General features: G+C 72.2%; 16 protein-coding genes. 5 read left to right on the plus strand and 11 right to left on the minus strand.

What is annotated here, in order from left to right; genetic code table 11:
• Nucleotides 1-102: 102 nt before the first annotated feature.
• From F8271_RS12115 to F8271_RS12140, 6 genes are read right to left on the minus strand one after another with little or no spacing between them, the layout of a single operon-like run.
• Nucleotides 103-618, minus strand: a complete 516-nt coding sequence (locus tag F8271_RS12115; RefSeq protein ID WP_151489797.1) for an NUDIX domain-containing protein — start codon at nt 616-618, stop codon at nt 103-105.
• A gap of 34 nt (nt 619-652) precedes the next feature.
• Nucleotides 653-1,294 (minus strand): SRPBCC family protein, encoded by a 642-nt coding sequence (locus F8271_RS12120; RefSeq protein WP_151489798.1) that lies wholly within the window; start codon nt 1,292-1,294, stop codon nt 653-655.
• Nucleotides 1,294-1,659 carry a helix-turn-helix transcriptional regulator gene (locus F8271_RS12125; RefSeq protein ID WP_151489799.1) on the minus strand — a complete coding sequence of 122 codons (366 nt, stop codon included), beginning with the start codon at nt 1,657-1,659 and terminating at the stop codon, nt 1,294-1,296. The genes F8271_RS12120 and F8271_RS12125 overlap by 1 nt, the downstream gene beginning before the upstream one ends.
• Nucleotides 1,660-1,687: 28 nt before the next feature.
• Nucleotides 1,688-3,778 carry a xanthine dehydrogenase family protein molybdopterin-binding subunit gene (locus tag F8271_RS12130; RefSeq protein ID WP_151489800.1) on the minus strand — a complete coding sequence of 697 codons (2,091 nt, stop codon included), beginning with the start codon at nt 3,776-3,778 and terminating at the stop codon, nt 1,688-1,690.
• On the minus strand, nt 3,775-4,767 hold the full coding sequence (locus F8271_RS12135) for a xanthine dehydrogenase family protein subunit M (protein WP_151489801.1): 993 nt from the start codon (nt 4,765-4,767) through the stop codon (nt 3,775-3,777). Before F8271_RS12135 ends, F8271_RS12130 begins: the two co-directional genes overlap by 4 nt.
• Nucleotides 4,764-5,315, minus strand: a complete 552-nt coding sequence (locus F8271_RS12140; RefSeq protein ID WP_151489802.1) for a 2Fe-2S iron-sulfur cluster-binding protein — start codon at nt 5,313-5,315, stop codon at nt 4,764-4,766. The genes F8271_RS12135 and F8271_RS12140 overlap by 4 nt, the downstream gene beginning before the upstream one ends.
• Nucleotides 5,316-5,386: 71 nt before the next feature.
• Between F8271_RS12140 and F8271_RS12145 the strand changes: the two genes are divergently transcribed.
• The gene (locus F8271_RS12145; protein WP_225854451.1) at nt 5,387-5,950 is read left to right on the plus strand and encodes an NTP transferase domain-containing protein; all 564 of its coding nucleotides are present in this window, start codon (nt 5,387-5,389) and stop codon (nt 5,948-5,950) included.
• A 185-nt stretch (nt 5,951-6,135) separates the two neighbouring features.
• On the opposite strand, the gene F8271_RS12150 is transcribed toward F8271_RS12145, so the two are convergent.
• The 4 genes from F8271_RS12150 to F8271_RS12165 all read right to left on the minus strand — a co-directional run bounded on the left by F8271_RS12150 (nt 6,136) and on the right by F8271_RS12165 (nt 10,735).
• The gene (locus F8271_RS12150) at nt 6,136-7,512 is read right to left on the minus strand and encodes a GH1 family beta-glucosidase (protein ID WP_151489803.1); all 1,377 of its coding nucleotides are present in this window, start codon (nt 7,510-7,512) and stop codon (nt 6,136-6,138) included.
• A 29-nt stretch (nt 7,513-7,541) separates the two neighbouring features.
• Complete coding sequence (locus F8271_RS12155; RefSeq protein WP_088989328.1) at nt 7,542-8,381, minus strand: carbohydrate ABC transporter permease; 840 nt, start codon at nt 8,379-8,381, stop codon at nt 7,542-7,544.
• Complete coding sequence (locus F8271_RS12160; protein WP_151489804.1) at nt 8,374-9,366, minus strand: carbohydrate ABC transporter permease; 993 nt, start codon at nt 9,364-9,366, stop codon at nt 8,374-8,376. The genes F8271_RS12155 and F8271_RS12160 overlap by 8 nt, the downstream gene beginning before the upstream one ends.
• A gap of 70 nt (nt 9,367-9,436) precedes the next feature.
• Entirely contained in the window at nt 9,437-10,735 is a 1,299-nt protein-coding gene (locus tag F8271_RS12165; protein ID WP_151489805.1) for an ABC transporter substrate-binding protein, read from the minus strand.
• A 237-nt stretch (nt 10,736-10,972) separates the two neighbouring features.
• Here F8271_RS12165 and F8271_RS12170 point away from each other — a divergent pair, with 237 nt between their 5' ends.
• Both F8271_RS12170 and F8271_RS12175 read left to right on the plus strand, forming a co-directional pair.
• On the plus strand, nt 10,973-12,172 hold the full coding sequence (locus F8271_RS12170) for an ROK family transcriptional regulator (RefSeq protein ID WP_151489806.1): 1,200 nt from the start codon (nt 10,973-10,975) through the stop codon (nt 12,170-12,172).
• A 317-nt stretch (nt 12,173-12,489) separates the two neighbouring features.
• The gene (locus tag F8271_RS12175; RefSeq protein ID WP_151489807.1) at nt 12,490-14,715 is read left to right on the plus strand and encodes a discoidin domain-containing protein; all 2,226 of its coding nucleotides are present in this window, start codon (nt 12,490-12,492) and stop codon (nt 14,713-14,715) included.
• Nucleotides 14,716-14,826: 111 nt separating this feature from the next.
• Here F8271_RS12175 and F8271_RS12180 read toward each other — a convergent pair whose 3' ends face one another.
• On the minus strand, nt 14,827-16,149 hold the full coding sequence (locus tag F8271_RS12180) for an FAD-dependent oxidoreductase (protein ID WP_225854453.1): 1,323 nt from the start codon (nt 16,147-16,149) through the stop codon (nt 14,827-14,829).
• Between the two features lie 135 nt (nt 16,150-16,284).
• On the opposite strand from F8271_RS12180, the gene F8271_RS12185 reads away from it, so the two are divergent.
• Both F8271_RS12185 and F8271_RS12190 read left to right on the plus strand, forming a co-directional pair.
• Nucleotides 16,285-16,788, plus strand: a complete 504-nt coding sequence (locus tag F8271_RS12185; RefSeq protein WP_370461899.1) for a hypothetical protein — start codon at nt 16,285-16,287, stop codon at nt 16,786-16,788.
• Between the two features lie 45 nt (nt 16,789-16,833).
• Nucleotides 16,834-17,967, plus strand: coding sequence for a glutamate--cysteine ligase (locus F8271_RS12190; protein ID WP_151489808.1), 1,134 nt, complete (start codon nt 16,834-16,836; stop codon nt 17,965-17,967).
• The last annotated feature ends 4 nt before the right edge of the window (nt 17,968-17,971 follow it).

The following is a 17,971-nucleotide window of genomic DNA, read 5'->3' on the forward strand; positions in this document are numbered from 1 at the left end:
CCGGCAACCCAACCTGACCCCGCGCCGCCCGCGCCGGCCCGCGCCGCCTGCGGATACCACTACAACCAGGATCGAGCACGATCTTGCGCGGGCGGCGCGGGGTCAGGTTGGGTTGCCGGGGGTGAGGAAGTCGGCCAGGACGCGCGTGTGGGTGGAGAACGCCAACTCGACCGGGTCGGTGAGCACCAGCCACTCGGTCGCCTCGTCGGTGGGCGTCGACGGTGGCAGGTCCTCGGCAGCGCGTTCGGGCAGCACCCCGAAGACCATCATGGTGGCACCCGCCGGGGCGCTGTGCACCGCGAACAGGCGGACGTCCGCGGCCGCCGCGACCAGACCGGTCTCTTCCCGCAGCTCACGAACGAGCGCGTCGGACCACTCCTCGCCGTACTCGATGAAGCCGCCGGGCAGCGCGAGCTGCCCCCGGGCGGGCTCGATGTCCCGGCGGACCACCACCACGCCCAGGCCGGCGGCGGTGCGGACCGGCAGCACCGCCACCGCGACGGGCAGCGGGTTGCGCCAGACGGTCTCGCCGCAGACCGCGCAGACGCGCGGCCACCCGGCCGTCGCCGGGTAGGCCGCGCCGCAGGAGGAGCAGTGCGAGTACGGCGTACCGGTCATGCCGCAGCACGTTACCCGGCCGCCGCGGCCGGTCTCAGGCGGCCGGTGCGCCAGTGTAGAAGGCGGTGGTGCGCTCGGCGGCGGCCCGCGCCTCGTCGGCGTCGGTGCCGGCGGCGATGCTCGCCTCACCCCAGAGCCGGCTGCTCAACTCCATGGCCCGCCGGCCCTCGTCGGAGGCCATCCACTCGGCGCTGTCCTCCGGCCGGACGCCGCTGCCGTCGCCGGCCAGGTACGAGGCGAGGCCGAAGAGCCCCAGGTCCCAGCCGACGCCGACGGCGCCCGGCCCGAACTGGGCCCACCGGTCCTGGTCGACGTGGGCGATGTGGTCCAGCTCGAAGCGGGTGTGCTCGTCGTCGACCGGGGTGAGTCGCACCTCGATCCAGCTCACCTCGCCGCCCATCTCCCAGGTGGCGGTGAAGCGGTGCGGCGGCTCGCAGCTCTCGACGGTGCCGCCGGCGTTGCCCTCTAGCTGGTACGTGCCGTGCAGGCGCAGGTCACCGGTGATCGGGAGGAACCAGCGCGGGATGCGCTCGGCGTTGGTGCAGGCGTCCCACAGATCGTCGAGCGTCGCCCGGTAGGTCTGGCTGATGGTGCTCACCCGTGCCTCACCGGCCTCCAGGGTGCGGGTGCCGACCTGGCGTCGCACGGCGTTGATCTGCTCGGTCGCGTCGATCATCAGGTGTTCCTCTCGTCGGGTGTGTCGGCCGACCCGCGGAGCCGACGCTCGCGTCGACCCCGGGCAAGCTCGGTGGCGAGTGCCGCCAGGGGTGGCGTCCAGAACTGGCGGAAGTGCTCCAGCCAGCCGTCGACCTCGCGCAGGGGGCCGGGGTCGACCGCGTAGAGCCGCCGGGTGCCGTCCGGGCGCACGGTGGCGAAGCCGTTGTCCCGCAACACCTTGAGGTGTTGGGACACGGCGGGCTGGGAGATGCCGAACTCGTCGCGGATCACCGCACTGAGGGCGCCGGCGGGCTGCTCGCCGGTGGCGAGCAGCTCCAGGATGCGGCGCCGGACCGGATCGCCCAGCACGTCGAAGGCGTGCACGGCGACAGTTATATCACCAACAGCTTATTTAAGCCAGTGCTGATGTTCCGATGAGTTTGTCGAGCTGGATCGGCAGGTCGCGGATCCGTACCCCGGTGGCGTGGTAGACGGCGTTGGCGACCGCCGCCGCCGCACCGACGATTCCGACCTCGCCGATGCCCTTCACCCCGGCCGCGTTCAGCTCGTCGTCGCGCTCGTCCAACCAGTACGCCTCGATGGACTCCACGTCCGCGCAGGCCGTGATGTGGTAGGTGCCCAGGTCGTGGTTGACCCAGTCGCCGTAGCGCTCGTCGAACAGGCCCCCCTCGTGTAGCGCCATCGACACGCCCATCGTCATGCCGCCGATGAGCTGGCTGCGCGCCGTCGTCGGGTTGACGATCCGACCGGCCGTGAACACGCCCAGCATCCGGTTGAGCCGTATCTCGCCGGTGGTCGTGTCCACCCGGACCTCGACGAACTGTGCTCCGTACGTGAACTTGGGCTTCCTGGCCTGGGCGTTCAGCTCGGCGGAGGTGTCCACCTCGGCGCTCACCTCGGCGTCCGGCGGTACCCCGTCGCGCAGCTTCCCGCGCAGCGCCTCACCGGCACGGATCACCGCCCAGCTCCAGCTCGAGGTGCCCATCGAGGCGCCGGCCACCGGGGCGGCGGGCAGCTCGCTGTCACCGATCCTGATCTCGATGCGCTCCGGCGGCACCTGCAAGGCGTCGGCGGCGACCAGCCACAGCGCCGTACGCGCGCCGGTGCCGATGTCGGTGGCGTTGATCTGGACCAGGAAACCGCCGTCGGGGCGGGCGGTGATCCGTGCCGAGGCCGGGACGGACTGGCTCGGATAGGCCGACCCGGCCACGCCGGAGCCGATGAGGAAACGCCCCTCGCGGCGGGACCGGGGTGTCGGATTCCGGTCGGCCCAGCCGAACCGCTGAGCGCCCTCGCGTAGGCAGGCCACCAGATTGCGGCTGGTGAACGGCGCTCCCTGGTCGGGGTCGATCTCGGTGTCGTTGCGGATGCGCAGCTCCACCGGGTCGATGCCGGTGGCGACGGCCAGTTCGTCCATCGCAGACTCCAGGGCGTACGCGCCGGGGCACTCGCCCGGGGCCCGCATCCAGAAGGGGGTGGGCACGTCGAGGCGGGTCACCCGGTGGGTGGTGCGGCGGTGCGGGGCCGCGTACATACTGCGGGTGTAGACGGCGACCGACTCGGTGTACTCGAGGATCTGTGAGGTCTGACTGATCGAGTCATGGCTGATCGCGGTGAGCCGCCCGTCGGTGTCGGCGGCGAGGCGGACCCGTTGGATGGTGGGGGTGCGGTAGCCGATCGGCCCGAAGATCTGCTGGCGGGTCAGCGCCAGTTTCACCGGCCGGTCCACGTGCCGGGCGGCGAGGGCGGCCAGCACCACTGCGGGCTTGGCGTACCCCTTGCTGCCGAAGCCCCCGCCGACATGCTCGGCGATCACCCGGACCGACTCCCGGGGCACGTCGAACAGTTCGGCGAGGGTGGCCCGCACCGATGTCGCGCCCTGGTTGGAGTCGTGCACGAGCAGCCGCCCGTCGGTCCACTGCGCCGTGGTGGCGTGTGGCTCCATGGGGTTGTTGTGGTAGGCCGGGGTCCGGTAGGTGGCGTCCACTCGCACCTGGGCGGCCGCGTACCCCGCGTCGAAGTCCCCCTCCGCGGTGTCCGTCGGGTAGGCGGGGTTGACGTGGTCGGGCTTGTACAGGCCCGGGTGGTCGTCAGTAAGCACTGTGGTGTGCGGTCCCGCGTCGTACTCGATGCGCACCAGCTGGGCACCCTCGCGGGCCGCCTCCAGGGTGGTGGCCACCACCACCGCGACGTACTGCCCCCGGTAGTGCACCGCGGGATCCTGGAGTAACCACAGGTTCGGCCCGGGGGTGGTCGCGAGCCGGGGCGCGTTGCCGTGGTGCACGACGGCCAGCACGCCGGGCGAGGCGAGGGCCTCCGTCGTGTCGATGTGGGTGATCCGGCCCCGCACCACCGCTGCCGGTACCACCCAGCCGTAGGTGACGCCGTCGACCGGGTACTCCATCGCGTAACGGGCCGTCCCGGTGACCTTCTCCCGGCCCTCCAGGCGCGGATGCGCCTGACCGATCGCGCCTGCGCTCACGATTGCGCCCTCCCTGCAAGTCCGCTGAGCACTCGTACGGTGATGGATCGGGTCAGGGGCAGCTTGAAGCCGTTCTCGCTGAGCGGACGGGCCTCGGCCAGCTCGGCGTCGGCGGCCCGCGCTACCAGCTCGGGGCTGAATGGGTGGCCGCGCAGCTCCTGCTCGGCCCGGTAGGCCCGCCATGGACGGTGGGCCAGCGCCCCGTACGCCAGCCGCACGTCGCGGATGACGTCACCGTCGAGGTCCAACACCGCGGCCACCGAGCCGGCGGCGAAGGCGAAGGACGCCCGGTCGCGCGCCTTGAGGTACGTCGAGCGGCGCGCGGCCGGTAGCGCCGGCAACCGTACGGCCGTGATCAGCGCACCGCGCGCCAGGGTGGTTTCGCGCTCCGGATGCGCGCCGGGTGAGCGATACAGGTCGGCTAGCGGGACGTCCCGTACACCGTCGGTGTCGTGCACCTCCACCACGGCGTCGAGCACGGCGAGGGCGACGGCCATGTCCGACGGGTTGGTGGCCACGCACTGCTCGGACCAGTCCAGCACCGCGAGGTCGCGGTTCACGCCGTGCAGGGCGGCGCATCCGCTGCCCGGGTCGCGCTTGTTGCACGCCTTGCTGGTGTCCTGGAAGTACGGGCAGCGGGTACGCTGCAACAGGTTGCCGCCCGTGGTCGCCATGTTGCGCAGCTGCCCGGAGGCGGCGGCGAGCAGGGCGCGGGTCAGTACCGGGTAGTCGCGGCGGACCGTCGGGTGGGCGGCGAGGTGGCTGTTGCGCACCGTCGCGCCGATCCGCAGCCCGCCGTCGGGCAACTCCTCGACGGTGTCCAGGGGTAGCCGGTTCACGTCCACCAGCACGTCGGGGCGCTGTACCCCGAGTTTCATGAGGTCCACCAGGTTGGTCCCGCCGGCGAGGTAGGCCGCCTGCGGCTCGGCGGCCAGCACGGCGACGGCGTCGGCAACGTCGGCCGGCCGGTGGTAGCGGAACGGCTTCATCGGACCGCCGCCGTTTCGCGGACCGCCGCGACGATGTGCGGGTACGCGGCGCAGCGGCACAGGTTGCCGGCCATCCGTTCGCGGATCTCCGCGTCGGTCAGCTCGGCCGGTGCGTCGAGGTCTTCGGTGACGGCGCTGGGCCAGCCCTGGTCGACCTCGTCGAGCATTGCCCGGGCGGAGCAGAGCTGCCCGGGGGTGCAGTAGCCGCACTGGAACGCGTCGTGGGCGATGAACGCGGCCTGCAACGGCGACAGCTCGTCCGGACCGGCCAGCCCTTCCACGGTGAGCACCGACCGGCCGTCCAGGGTGACGGCGAGGGTCAGGCAGCTCTTTACCCGTTGACCGTCCAGCAGGACAGTGCAGGAGCCGCACTGGCCATGGTCGCAGCCCTTCTTAGCTCCGGTCAGGTCCAGGTGCTCGCGCAGCGTGTCGAGCAGCGTGGTGCGGTTGTCCAGCGTCAGCTCCCGGGGCACGTCGTTCACGGTCAAGGCCAGCCGGGACGCGTATCGCTCGTCGGTGGTTGTCTGATTCTCGGATCCTCCAGGCACGTACCCAGATTAGCTTTATGGGGACATACAGGTGTCATTAACGCGAATGCCACGTGAGGATGGTGGCCGGGATGACCGCTGGGCTGCTGCTGGCCGCCGGCGCCGGACGGCGCTACGGGCGGCCGAAGGCGCTGGTCGAGCTTGCCGGGGAGCCGCTGGTGCGGCGGGGGGTCCGGCTGCTGAACGCCGGCGGCTGCGCGCCGGTGCACGTGGTGCTCGGCGCGGGCGCGGACGAGGTGCCCGACCTGCCCGGTGCGGTGACGGTACGCCACGACCGCTGGTCCGAGGGCCTGGGCTCGTCGCTGCGCCGAGGAGTGGCATCGCTACCGCCGGACGTGCCGGCGGCCGTGGTGGTGCTCGTCGACCAGCCGTCGCTCAGCCCGGTGGCGATCCGCCGGGTCCGCGCGGCGCACACGCGCGGCGCGGTCATCGCGGTCGCCACCTACGCCGGCCGGCCGGGGCACCCGGTGCTGCTGAGCCGGGAGACCTGGCCGCTGCTGGACGACTACGCCATCGGTGACCGGGGCGCCCGCGACCTGCTGCGCGCCCGGCCGGACCTGGTGGTCGAGGTGCCCTGCGACGACGCCGGCTCCCCGGTCGACGTGGACACCCCCGCCCACCTGCCGTCGGCGTGAACGCTGCCGACCGGCAGTCGCCGCCCGGGCCGTCAGACCGGCAGTCGCCGCCCGGGCCGTCAGACCGGCAGTGGCCGCCCGGGCCGTCAGACCGGCAGTGGCCGCCCGGGGTGGCGAGAGTGGCAGTGGCCGCCCGGGGCCGTCGAAACGGCGACCCCGGGCGGCCCGACCTCACCCGCCCCCGTTCAGGCCACCGGCGTGGCGGCGCCGGTCGCGCCGGCGAGACGCTGGTGGGCGCGGATCAGCTCGGCGTAGCGCAGGCCGCTGGCCTTCACCGTGCGGCGCTGGGTGGCGTAGTCCACGTGCACCAGCCCGAACCGCTTGTCGTAGCCGTACGCCCACTCGAAGTTGTCCAGCAGCGACCAGACGAAGTAGCCGTCCAGCGGCACCCCCCGGGCCACCGCCGCCGCGCAGGCCGCCAGGTGCTGTTCCAGGTGGTCGGTGCGCTCCTTGTCCTCGACGGTGTCGTCGGCGGTGACCTCGTCCGGCCACGCCGAGCCGCTCTCGGTGACGATGATCCGGCCCGGCCGGTACTCCTCGTGCACGTCGACCAGCAGCCGCTCCAGCCCGGCCGGGTACACCTCCCAGCCCATCGCGGTCTCCACCGAGCCGGGCACCGGCACCTGGCGGGCGAACGGCGCCGGACCGGACGGGTCGTCGACGATCAGCTGACGGAAGTAGTAGTTCACCCCGAGGAAGTCGGTGGGCGTGGCGATCACCGTCAGGTCGTCGCCGCGTACCGGCGGCTCGACCCCGTAGGTGGCGATCATGTCGGCGGGGTAGCCGCGGCCGTGGATCGGGTCCAGCCACCACCGGTTGACGTGCCCATCGGCCCGGCGGGCCGCCGCGACGTCCTCGGGCCGGTCGGTGGCCGCCTCGATCGGGCTGAGGTTGAGCACCAGACCCACCGAGGCCGGCCGGGCGGCGTTGGCGCGGATCGCCTGGGTGGCCAGGCCGTGCCCGAGCAGCACGTGGTGCGAGGCGTGCACCGCGCGGGTCAGGTCCCGCTCGCCGGGGGCCATGGTGCCCTCCAGGTGCCCGATCCAGCACACGCAGAGCGGCTCGTTGACGGTGCACCAGTCGGCCACCCGGTCGCCGAGGCGGCCGGCGACCACCGCCGCGTAGTCGGCGAACGCCTCGGCGGTGACGCGCTCCGGCCAGCCGCCGGCGTCCTGCAGGACCTGCGGCAGATCCCAGTGGTAGAGCGTGACGAACGGCCGAATCCCGTCGGCGAGCAGCGTGTCGACGAGCCGGTCGTAGAAGTCCAGCCCGGCGGGGTTGACCCGACCGACGCCGTCGGGCATCACCCGGGGCCAGGCCACCGAGAACCGGTACGCGTCCACGCCGAGCCGGCGCAGCAGCGTGAGATCCTCCGGCCACCGGTGGTAGTGGTCGCAGGCCACCGCGCCGGTGTCGCCGTTGTCGACGTTGCCGGGGGTCGCCGAGAAGGTGTCCCAGATGGACGGCGCCCGGCCGTCGACGTCGACGGCCCCCTCGATCTGGTACGCCGCCGTGGCGACGCCCCAGAGAAAGTCGGGCGGCAGCTTGGACAGGTCCGGCACGGGAAGGTTCTCCTCTGGGGTTGGGTGACTCACTTGACCGCGCCGGCGGTGAGGCCGGCGACGAAGTAGCGCTGCAGGGCGAGGAACCCGACGACGACCGGGATGCTGACCACCAGCGAGGCGGCCATGATCTGGTTCCAGTAGACGTTGAACTGGGTGGAGTAGCCCTGCAGGCCGACGGCCAGGGTGCGGCTGCCCTCGTCGGTCATGACCGAGGCGAAGAGCACCTCACCCCAGGCGGTCATGAACGCGTACACGGTGACCGCCACGACGCCGGGCACGGCGGCCGGCAGGATGACCTGGAACAGGGTGCGCAGTGGTCCGGCGCCGTCGACCTGCGCCGCCTCGTCCAACCCGCGGGGGATCGAGTCGAAGTAGCCGACCAGCATCCAGATCGAGAACGGCAGCGAGAAGGTCAGGTACGTGATCACCAGGCCGGTACGGCTGGCGTACAGCTCGATGCCGGTGGCGTTGCCCAGGTTGACGTAGATGAGGAACAGCGGCAGCAGGAACAGGATGCCCGGGAACATCTGGGTGGACAGCACGGTCACCGAGAAGACGCCCCGACCGCGGAACCGGTACCGGCTCACCGCGAACGCGGCGAAGATGGCCACCGCCACCGAGCAGACCGCCGCGATGCTCGACACCACGAGGCTGTTCACCAGGTACCGGGCCAGCGGCACGGTGCTCCACATGTCGACGAACGGTTGCAGGGTCGGCCGGCTGGGCCACCAGGTGAAGCCGTTCTGGACGTCCTGCAACGGCTTCGCCGCCGAGGTGACCATCACGTACAGCGGTATGACGACGAAGAGGGTGAGCAGGGTCAGCACGATGCGCCGGCCCCAGCGCTCACCGGCGGTCTCACGCATGGTCGTCCCTCCGGCGGTTGGTGATCAGCAGGTACGCGGCCGAGACGACCAGCAGGAACAGCAGCAGTGCCACCGACATCGCCGAGCCGGACCCGAAGTCCCAGGTCTTGAAGGAGCTGCGGTAGATGTGGATGGAGATCAGGTCGGCCTGCTCGGGCGCCGAGCCGCCGAAGAGCACGAACGGAGTGTTGAAGTCGTTGAAGGTCCAGAGGAACAGCACCAGCAGCAGCACCAGGTTCACCGGCCGCAGCATGGGCAGGGTGACCGAGCGCAGCCGGCGCCAGAACCCGGCGCCGTCGATGGCGGCGGCCTCGTACAGCTCGCCAGGCACGTTCTGCAGCCCGGCCATCAGGCAGAGGAACGCGAACGGCCAGTTGCGCCAGACCGACACCACCAGCAGCGACCAGAAGCTGTTGTCGCCGATCAACCAGAACGGCCGGTCGTCGAGCAGCCCGAGCTGGTCGACGAGCACGTGGTTGACCAGGCCGGTGTCACGTTGCAGCAAAAAGCTCCAGGTGATCACGGCGGCGTACACCGGCAGCGCGTACGGGGTGAGGAACAGCGCCCGCAGGATGGCCCGTCCACGGAACGGCTTTTGCAGGACGACCGCCGCCGAGATGCCGAGCAGCCAGGCGAACCCGACCGAGAGCAGGCTGTAGACCAGCGTCACCCAGAACGAGTGCAGCAGCTCCTTGCCGGCGGCGCTGTTCAGGTCGAGCGTCGCCCGGTAGTTCTCCAGCCCGACGAAGGGGGCGGTGGACCAGTCGCGGATGTGGAACTGGGTCAGCTCCAGCAGGCTCATCCAGACCCCGACCACCATCGGGATCACGTGGATGGCGAGTTCCAGCACGATGGCCGGTGCGAGCAGCAGGTACGGCAGGAGCGAGCGGCGTGGGCCGCGGGGCCGGCGGGCCGGCACCCGGGCGGGTGACCCGGCCCGGGGTTCGCGCCGGTCGGCGTCCGGCGCGGTGGTGCTGGTTGCCATCGGGGTCCTCTCGGAGGCGGTGGCCGTGGCCGGGCTCAGCGCCCGGCCACGGCCACCGGTGACGCCTGGGTCAGCGCATCTTCTGCTGCGCGTCGGTCAGCTTCGCCTTCACCGACGCCTCGGTGACCGGCTTGCCGCTGGCCGCGTCCGCGAACAGCTCCTTCATCGCGGTGCCGACCAGGGTCTCGAAGGTGCTCTCCTCGGGCACCTGCGGCAGCGGGGCCGCGGTGGTGACCAGGGTCTCCTGGATCGTCTTCTGCTCGGTGGCGCTGAACGCCGGGTCGGAGCCCGCGGTCTTCACCGCCGGCAGCGAGCCGTACGTCTTGTTGAGGATCGTCTGCTCCTCGTCGCTGGTCATGAACTTCACGAAGCTCAGCGCGCCGTCCTTGTTCTTGGTGTGCTTGAAGACGGCCATGTTGATCCCGGCGACCATGCTGTTGATCTTCTTGCCGCCGGCCGGCGGGCTGGCCAGGAACGGCACCGGGGCCACACCGTACGCGTCGGCGGGCATGTTCTGCGTCTTCAGGTTCGAGCCGGCGGACTGCCAGAGCAGCATGGCGGCCTTGCCGTTGGCGAAGTCGGACACCGACTGGTTCTGCGCGTACTCGGCGTTGCTCGGGTTGGTGATCTTGTCGGCGGCCATGAAGTCGATGTAGCGCTTGATCGCCGAGACGTTCTGCGGGGTGTCGAAGGTCGGCTTGCCGGCCGAGTCGAACCACTCACCGCCGTACTGCTGGCTGAAGGTGAAGGCGTGGTGGGCGTTCTCCGACGGGTTGGCCCCCTCGATCGCCAGGCCCCACTTGCCGCCGGTGCTGAGCTTCTTGCCGTACTCGGCGAGTTGCTCCCAGGTGGTCGGCGGCGCGGTGATGCCGGCGTCGGCGAACGACTTCTTGTTGTAGTACAGGCTGTACGCCATGCTGTAGAGCGGCACGGCGGCCGGCGGCTTGCCGGGGGCGCCAGCGGCGGCGAGCGCGGCGGGCACGATCCGGTCCTTGCCGCCGACGGCCTGCAGGGTGGCGTCGTCGAACTCGACCAGCGCGCCGGTGGCCTGCAACGACGCCGACCAGGTGTTGCCGATGTTGACCACGTCCGGGCCCTTGCCCGAGGTGGCGGCCGCGAGCAGCCGGTTGAGCAGGTCAGACCAGGGGACCACCTCGACGGTGACCTTGATGCCGGTCTGCTTCTCGAACTTGTCCAGCTCGGGCTGGAGGATGGTCTTGTCGGCCTCCAGGCTGGCACCCTGGTTGCTGGCCCAGTAGGTGAGCGTCTTCGGCGAAGCGGCGGAGTCGTCGCCGGAGCCGCCGCAGGCCGTCAGTGAGGCGGCGGCCAGTACGGCGGCGGTGAATATCCCGAGGTGTCGTCTCGACACGGTCAGCCCTTCCGGTGCGTGGTGGGGGTCCGCCGGACTCCGTCGTCGATAGGGGTCGGGGCGACGGTCGGCCGGCTGCGGACAGGGTTCGGGGGTGCGCCGTCGGGTGTCCGTCGGCGTTTCCCGGGAGTTACATCACGGCTTAATTTATGTCGTCATTAAAGTTGCTGGCTGGTGGGTCGTCAAGCACGGGGCGGTTACAGTCGCCTCGAACGGCCGACGGGAACGAGGTGACGAGTGGAGCTGGTGCGTGCCACCAACCGCAGCGTGCGGCTGCGCAACCGGTCCGCCCTGCTGACCAAGCTCTTCCTCGACGGCCCGCTCACCCGGCAGGACCTGGTGCGCAGCACCGGGTTGAGCCAGCCGGCGGTGAGCAACGTGGTGGCCGACCTGATCGACGAGGGGCTGGTCGCCGAGGCCGGCGCCGCCGAGTCCGACGGTGGCCGCCCCAGCATGCTGCTGCGGATCGCGCCCCGCTTCGCCTTCGTGATCGGCGTCGACGTCGGCGAGACCCGGGTCCGGGTCGAGCTGTTCGACTTCGCGATGACCCTGCTGGCCAGCGTCGAGTACCCCCTCGACCCGGCGCGCACCGAACCCGACCTGGTGGCCGGGCACGTGCTGGCCGGCATCGGCGCGGTGACCGGGCAGGCCGGCGTGGCCCCCGCCGACGTGCTCGGGGTCGGCGTCGGCGTCTCCGGCGTGGTCGAGCAGGGCGTCGAGGCGGTCGTGCACGCCCAGGCCCTCGGCTGGGACCGGGTGCCGCTGGAACGCCTGATCGGCGCCGGCACCGACCTGCCGCTGCACATCGACAACGGCGCGAAGACCCTCGGCCAGGCCGAGATGTGGTTCGGCGCCGGCCGAGGTGCCCGGCATGCCGTCTTCGCGCTGGTCGGCTCCGGTGTCGGCGCGTCGGTGGTGACCAACGGAGCCACCTACCGGGGCGCGTCCAGCAGCGCGGGGGAGTGGGGGCACACCACCCTGGTGTACGGCGGCCGGGCCTGCCGGTGCGGCGCGCGCGGCTGCCTGGAGGCGTACGTGGGCGCGGAGGCGATCATCGACCGCTACCGCGAGGCGCGTCGGGGTCGCGCCGTGCCGGGCGAGGACGAGGAGTCGCAGCTCGCCGCGCTGGTCGCCGCCGCCACGTCGTCGGCCACCGCTCGCCGGGTGCTGGACGACACCGCCGGCTACCTCGGCGCGGGGGTGGCCAACCTGATCAACCTGTTCAACCCCGAGCGGGTGGTGCTCGGCGGCTGGGCGGCGATGGCGCTGGGTGACCTGCTGCCGGCGGTCCGCGAGGCCGCCGGGCGGCAGGCGCTGCGCCAGCCGTACGAGCAGGCGTCGATCGAACTGTGCCGCCTCGGCGTCGACGCGGTGGCGCTGGGAGCGGCCACCCTCCCGATCGCCCGCTTCCTCACCGAAGGCGGCGTCCGCCGCTGACCCCCCTTTGGTGATCAAGAGGTTTGCGTCAGGAATCAGGCTCGTCCTGACGCAAACCTCTTGATCACCGGCGGATGGGGCGGGGGCCCGGACAGGGCGACGATGGCGCGGGCGGCAAATTACACAAAAGTGAGCCCTCGGGATAAATAACAGTGTTATAGATCGATCCCTTGACGCCGTCGCAATCTCGCCGCAACACTCCTACGAGAGCGCTCTCCTCCCCGCGGCGCCGCATCGGCGGCACCACCCACGGCACCACGGGCGAGTCTGACCCCCACCCGCGTGGCGTCCGTAACGCCCTATCGACAGGCGATGTCATGACATCTCGTGCTACATCCGTACGCCCGCGTCCCCGGCGTACCACCCGGCACCTCCTCGCCGGACTCGCCGTGACCCTGGTCGCGGCCCTGACCCCCGCCGTCGCCACCGCCCCGGCGCAGGCCGCTCCCACCCTGCTGTCCCAGGGTCGTCCGGCGACCGCCTCGTCCACCGAGAACGCCGGCACCCCGGCCTCGGCCGCCGTCGACGGCAACACCGGCACCCGGTGGGCCAGCGCCGCCAGCGACCCGCAGTGGCTGCGCGTCGACCTCGGCAGCACCCGGACGATCTGCCGGGTCGTGCTCACCTGGGAAGCCGCGTACGCCCGGGCCTTCCAGCTGCAGACCTCGGCCGACGGCACCACCTGGACCACGATCTACTCGACCACCACGGCCACCGGCGGCACGCAGTCCCTCAGCGTCACCGGCAGCGGCCGGTACCTGCGGATGTACGGCACCGCCCGGGGCACCGCCTACGGCTACTCGCTGTGGGAGCTGGCGGTGAACACGACCGGCGGCGGCACCACCGAACCCCCGGTCGGCACGACCGACCCGTACAACCCCAACCTCGGGCCGAACACGTACGTCTTCGACCCGAGCACGCCGACGTCGACCATCCAGAGTCGACTGAACACGCTCTTCACCCAACAGGAGACCAACCAGTTCGGCCCGCAGCGTTACGCGGTGCTGTTCAAGCCCGGCACCTACACCGCCGACGTCAACCTCGGCTTCTTCACCCAGGTCGCCGGGCTCGGCATGAGCCCGGACGACGTCAACCTCAACGGCCACGTCCGCACCGAGGCGTTCTGGATGGGCGGCAACGCCACCCAGAACTTCTGGCGGGCCGCCGAGAACCTCTCGGTCACCCTGCCCGCCGGGCAGACCGTGGAGCGCTGGGCGGTGTCGCAGGCCGCGCCGTACCGGCGGATGCACCTGCGCGGCGCGCAGAACCAGATCCAGCTCTGGAACGGCGGCGACGGCTGGTCCAGCGGCGGTCTGCTGGCCGACACCCGCATCGACGGCCTGGTCGTCTCCGGCTCGCAGCAGCAGTGGTACTCGCGTAACAGCGAGTTCGGCAACGGCTGGACCGGCTCGGTGTGGAACATGGTCTTCCAGGGGGTCGTCGGCGCGCCGGCGCCGAGCTTCCCCAACCCGTCGCACACCGTCATCGCGCAGACCCCGACGGTCCGGGAGAAGCCGTTCCTCTACGTCGACGGCAGCGGTGAGTACCGGGTCTTCGTGCCCTCGCTGCGCGCCAACTCCACCGGCACGAGCTGGTACAACAAGACCCCGGCCGGGTCGTCCATCTCGCTGTCGCAGTTCTACGTCGTCCAGCCCGGCACCAGCGCCGCCACCATCAACGCGGCCCTCGCCCAGGGGCGGCACCTGCTGTTCACCCCGGGCGTGCACCACGTCACCGAGCCGATCCAGGTCAACCGGGCCGACACGGTCATCCTCGGCCTCGGCCTGGCCACCATCCAGGCCGACAACGGCGCGGTGGGCATGCGGGTGGCCGATGTGGACGGCGTCAAGGTGGCCGGCATCATGTTCGAGGCCGGTACGACCAACTCGCCGGTGCTGATGGAGGTCGGGCCGTCCGGCTCGTCCGCCAGCCACGCCACGAACCCGACCTCGCTGCACGACGTGTTCTTCCGCATCGGCGGGCCGCACGTCGGCAAGGCCACCAACACGCTGACCGTCAACAGCGACAACGTGATCGGCGACCACATGTGGCTGTGGCGGGCCGACCACGCCGCCAGCGGCGTACCGACCGGGTGGACGCTCAACACGGCCGACACCGGGCTCACCGTCAACGGCGACAACGTCACCATGTACGGCCTCTTCGTCGAGCACTACCAGAAGTACCAGACCGTCTGGAACGGCAACGGCGGCCGGACGTACTTCTACCAGAACGAGCTGCCGTACGACGTACCGAACCAGGCGGCCTGGATGAACGGGTCGACCAGGGGTTACGCCGCCTACAAGGTCGCGGACTCGGTGACCAGCCACCAGGCGTGGGGGCTGGGCAGCTACAGCTACTTCAACGTCAACCCGGCCGTCGTCGAGGAACGGTCCTTCGAGGTGCCCGTCAACCCGAACGTGCGCTTCACCAACATGGTCACCGTCTCCCTCGGTGGCGTCGGCACCATCAACCGGGTGATCAACAACGCCGGTGGCACCGCGAACGCGGCCAACCAGACGGTGTACCTGACCACCTACCCGTGACCGGGGCGCCCGCGCCGGCCCGATCCGTCTGACGGCCCGGGCCGGCCGGGACGCACCCTGGGCCGAGCCGGCCCGGTCCCGCCGAGACCGGGCCGGCCTCGGTCGTCCCCGTCAACCCGCCAGCACCTCGGCCGCCGCCCGTTCACCGGCGCGCACCGCGCCCTCCAGGTAGCCGCTCCAGCGGGTCGCCGTCTCGGTGCCCGCCCAGTGCACCCGCCCCACCGGCGCCCGCAACGAAGGGCCGTACGTCCGCCAGGCGCCGGGGGTGAGCGCACCGCTGAAACACCCCCGGGTCCACTCGTCGGCCGACCAGTCGTACTCGACGAGGTCCACCGGATCCTCGGCGTGCGGCCCGACCACGGCGGCGAACGCCTCCAGCAGGCACTGCCGCCGCCGCGCGGGGGCCATCTCCCGCAGCACGGCGGCGTCGGAGGAGTAGCTGAACCCGGTCAGCACCCCGAGCGGCGAGGTCGGTGTGGAGTTGTCGACCGTCTCGGTGAGCAGACCCGCGCTGCTGGTGGCCACGCCGGAAAGTCCGTCGGCACGCCAGAACGGCTCCGGGTAGACGGCGTGCACCTTCAGCGCCGAACCCATCGGCATCCGTTGGGTGAGCCCGTCGCGCAGCGCGGGCAGCGGCGGGTCGTACCGGATCCGGCCGGCCAGTGCCGGCGGCACGGCGACCACCGCCGCGTCGGCGTCGACGCGCCCGGTGTCCGTCCACGCCGTCACCCCGTCGACGCTCTGGCCGATCGTCCGCACCGGTGCGGCGAGGGTCAGCGCCCCCGGCGGCAGCGCCGCCGCCATCCGTTCGGCCAGCAGCGGCGGCCCACCCACGATCCGGTCCTGCTGCGCGCCGCCGGCCATCCCCAGCAGCGGTCCGGTGCCGCCGGCGCTGCGCAGGTAGAACAGCAGATGCAGCAGGGACACCTCGTCCGCGCCGGTGGCCAGCAGCCCGCCGGCGAGCAGCCGCCCGAGGTAGGCGGCGGTGTCGTCGTCCCCGGCCGTGCCGCGCAGCCACCCGCCGAGGATCGTCCGGTCCCACTGCGCGGCCTCCGGGGCCTGCCAGGGTGCCGCCGGGTCCAGCCGCGCGGCGTACTCGTCGAGCAGGCCGAGCACCCGGCCGACCTGCGCCGGCGGTTCGGCGCGGCGCTGTCCGGCCCAGAGCAGCACGGATGCGCCGAGCGCCGCCGTGGCGAAGGTGTCCAGTCCGTGCTCGGCGACCAGCGCGTACATCCGGTCCTGGGTCGGGCCGATCCACTGGGCGCCCAGGTCGAGTTGGGTGCCGTCGGCCAGCCGGCGGGTCAGCACCCGCCCGCCGACCCGGTCGCGGGCCTCCAGCACCCGCACCCGGGCGCCGGCGCGACTGAGCGCCAGCGCGGCCGCGAGCCCGGAGAAGCCGGCGCCGACCACGACCACCCGCATGCCGTCGCTCACCGGCGCCGCTTACCCGCCAGCACCCGGCGCATGACTCGCCGACCTGTTTCCCGCCGGCCTGTCGATTCGGGCGGCGGCCGATCGTGTGGAGGATGAGAGGCCGGCGATCGTCCGGCCGCCACGCGAGGAGCGACGATGACGCTCTACGTCGACGGTGACCTGGTGACGCTGCCCGAGCAGGACCGCGACCGGTGGGACACCAGCCTGATCGCCGAGGGACAGGCGCTGGTCCGCCGCTGCCTGCGCCGCGACCGGCCCGGCCCGTACCAGATCCAGGCCGCGATCGCCGCCGTGCACAGCGACGCGTCGCGCGCCGCCGACACCGACTGGGCGCAGATCCTTGCGCTGTACGACCAGCTGGCGGTGGTCGCCCCCGGCCCGGTGGTGGCGCTGAACCGGGGCGTCGCGCTCGCCGAGGTGGCCGGCGCGGCGGACGCGCTGGCCGAGGTGGACCGCCTCGACCTCACCGGCTACCACGTGTACCACGCGGTCCGTGCCGACCTGCTGGCCCGCCTCGGCCGGGGCGGGGCGGCCGTCGAGGCGTACCGGACGGCCGTCGCCCGGACGGACAACGCGGCCGAACGGGCCTTCCTCGCCGCCCGCGCGGCGGCCCTGGCGGCGCGTTTGCCGGCGGGGTAGGCCGGGAAACCGAGGCGCCGGCCGCAGCCGTGCAGGGGAGGGGCCATGGCGTACCGCCCGACCGTCGCCGACACCGTGCCCGACCTGTCCACCCTCACGCTCGGCGTGGAGGAGGAATACCTGCTGCTCGACCCGGACAGCGGGCGGAACCTGCCGGTGGCCGACCAGGTGCTCGCCGCGCTGCGCGGCCCCGTCCGCGACCAGAGCCGCCAGGAGTTCCGGCACAGCATGGTGGAGATGGTCACCCCGGCCTGCGCCGACCTCGGCGACCTGCGCGCACACCTGGTGACGCTGCGCCGCTCCGCGGTCGTGGCCGCCGCGGCGGCCGGGGCGCGGCTGGTGGCGGTCGGCGCGACCCCGATCGCCGAGCCGCACCGGACGGTGCCCGACGAACCGCGCTACCACGCGATGTCGCGCCGGTACGGGCCGGTGGCGCACGACCCGGCGGTCTGCGGCTGCCACGTGCACGTCGGGCTGCCCGACCGGGAACTGGCCGTGCAGGTCTGCAACCACCTGCGGGTGTGGCTGCCGGTGGTGCAGGCCATCACCACCAACTCGCCGCTGCACGACGGGTCCGACACCGGCCACGCCAGTTGGCGGTCGATGCAGCTGGAACGCTGGCCCAGCATCGGCCCGACACCGTACTTCGACTCCGCCGCCGACTACGACCGCACCGTCGACGAGCTGATCGCCGCCGGCATCATGCTCGACGCCGCGATGGTCTACTGGTACGCGCGGCCGTCGTCGGCGTACCCGACGGTGGAGGTGCGCGTCGGCGACGTCTGCCCGGAGGTGGACGACGCGGTGCTGGTCGCCGCGCTGGTCCGGTCCCTCGTCGCCACCCTCGCCGACGAGGTGCGCGCCGGGGTGACCGCCCCGCCCGTGCGGGACTGCCTGGTCGCCGCGGCGCACTGGCGGGCCGCCCACGACGGCCTCGACGGCGAGCTCATCGACCTGCGAGGCGGTGGCACCCAGCCGGCCTGGGACCTCGTCGACGACCTGATGGCGGTGATCGCGCCGGCCCTGCTGCGCCACGGCGACCTGGGCTACGTGCTGGCGCAACTGGCCCGGCTGCGCCGCGACGGCACCGGCGCGACCCGACAGCGGCGCGTGTGGGAGCGCACGGGCGACCTGCGCGCGGTCATCGACGACCTCGCCGCCCGTACCGCCGCCGGCTGACCCT

Origin of the sequence: Micromonospora sp. ALFpr18c (assembly GCF_008868155.1) — a bacterium.
Lineage (GTDB): Bacteria > Actinomycetota > Actinomycetes > Mycobacteriales > Micromonosporaceae > Micromonospora.

Bases quoted from the DNA above. Each gene is read 5' to 3' on its own strand.
- F8271_RS12115 (WP_151489797.1), bottom strand. From the start codon at position 618: ATGACCGGTACGCCGTACTCGCACTGCTCCTCCTGCGGCGCGGCCTAC.
- F8271_RS12120 (WP_151489798.1), bottom strand. From the start codon at position 1,294: ATGATCGACGCGACCGAGCAGATCAACGCCGTGCGACGCCAGGTCGGC.
- F8271_RS12135 (WP_151489801.1), bottom strand. From the start codon at position 4,767: ATGAAGCCGTTCCGCTACCACCGGCCGGCCGACGTTGCCGACGCCGTC.
- F8271_RS12145 (WP_225854451.1), top strand. From the start codon at position 5,387: ATGACCGCTGGGCTGCTGCTGGCCGCCGGCGCCGGACGGCGCTACGGG.
- F8271_RS12155 (WP_088989328.1), bottom strand. From the start codon at position 8,381: ATGCGTGAGACCGCCGGTGAGCGCTGGGGCCGGCGCATCGTGCTGACC.
- F8271_RS12160 (WP_151489804.1), bottom strand. From the start codon at position 9,366: ATGGCAACCAGCACCACCGCGCCGGACGCCGACCGGCGCGAACCCCGG.
- F8271_RS12175 (WP_151489807.1), top strand. From the start codon at position 12,490: ATGACATCTCGTGCTACATCCGTACGCCCGCGTCCCCGGCGTACCACC.
- F8271_RS12185 (WP_370461899.1), top strand. From the start codon at position 16,285: ATGACGCTCTACGTCGACGGTGACCTGGTGACGCTGCCCGAGCAGGAC.
- F8271_RS12190 (WP_151489808.1), top strand. From the start codon at position 16,834: ATGGCGTACCGCCCGACCGTCGCCGACACCGTGCCCGACCTGTCCACC.